Below are 1275 nucleotides of genomic sequence, written 5' to 3'. Positions count from 1 at the left end.
CAATGCCGTTCGGATAAGCATTACTGTTTGAATCTAAACGGATATTTAGCTGGAACAAAGAGGATTGAACGTGGAAACGTTCGGTCCTTTCTTTTATCTGGGAGAATGAAGTGACTGATACTTTCCCTCATTCTTTTAAGTTTTACTGGTAGAGTTCCGTCTGGACATAAAGCTAGCCAACGTAACTGCGCATCAATAAGGTTAATCGCGGCCGTAAAACTGACCCTAGTCGCTCGAACCCCTGCTTCTGAAGCTATCTTAACCATCTCTAATCGCACTAGGTTATAAGCAAGTAAGACACCCCAAAGCTCTTGCCTCACACCGACAGAAAAACGACTTCGTAAAGTGACGTGACTTTGCAGTTGAGTCTGTTTAATTTCACCATAACCTTCTTCTATCTCCCAACGTTGCCAATAAATACGCAGCAGGCTTTCTAGTGAGTATTTGCTAGGGTCTGTAAGTGAAGTAATAAAACCTTTTATCTCACCTTTTGGTTCTTGATATAGGACTAATCTAGCTTCCCAACGCTCGGGTAAATTAGGATTCTGCCGCTGGGCCTGAGGAGAGATGGGCATTGAGATAAGCATGTCATTTTCTGCATATTTCTCCAATACTTCATAGCGTAGTTTACGTTTTGCAGGCATTAACCAATGAGCATTTTCCGCACTCTCTTGCCATGACAACAAAAGGTCTGCGGAGAAATAACAACGATCAAATAAAGTCAATGAGTGCGCTGGGATATCATTGAATAAACGTTTAGCTAAGGTCGTTTCACCGACATGACAACCATCAAAAGCTGCCCCCATAATCATTCGAGTTTCCGTTGACATCAAAGCAACTAAACGAAGTTGAGGATAAGGTTTCAGTTTTTTAGAGATGAACCCAAATTCTTCGGCGTTCTCTGGTGAATCTTGGCACCTAAATGTTGTTCCATCCACAGCAAGAACGTTAAGCCCTAAGTCTCTGTCTTGTTGAATGATATCTTCGCGCCAAGCCTTGACTGTTGTGTGAAAAAGAGCCGCTAATGGACTCTCGTCTAGACGTCGACGTGAATCGGTGAGGACACTAGGCGCAACACGAGACCAACTATCCTCAGGTTTTGGTTGAAGGGCAATGTCTAATGAACTGCATACCTCTTTGATAGACATGTTGCGTTGCAACCCCATCCAAATAACTAGCCAGACAGCTTGCTGAGCGGGAAGTCGACGTCGTCTTATGCTCGCTTTATTTGTTTCAAGAAGAGCTTGTTCTATCCATTCTAGTTGAATGGCGTTG

The 1275-nt window shown here is 43.3% G+C and carries 1 protein-coding gene; it reads right to left on the bottom strand.

Features of this window, described 5'->3' with window-relative positions:
- Positions 1–20 precede the first annotated feature (20 nt).
- On the bottom strand, positions 21–1275 hold a 1255-nt coding region (locus tag AB6E52_RS23050), incomplete at its 5' end, for an IS4 family transposase (protein ID WP_102321117.1).

This window comes from Vibrio sp. 10N.247.311.13, assembly GCF_041467595.1.
GTDB classification, from domain to species: domain Bacteria; phylum Pseudomonadota; class Gammaproteobacteria; order Enterobacterales; family Vibrionaceae; genus Vibrio; species Vibrio crassostreae_C.
This window is presented reverse-complemented; position numbering and strand designations above follow the sequence as displayed.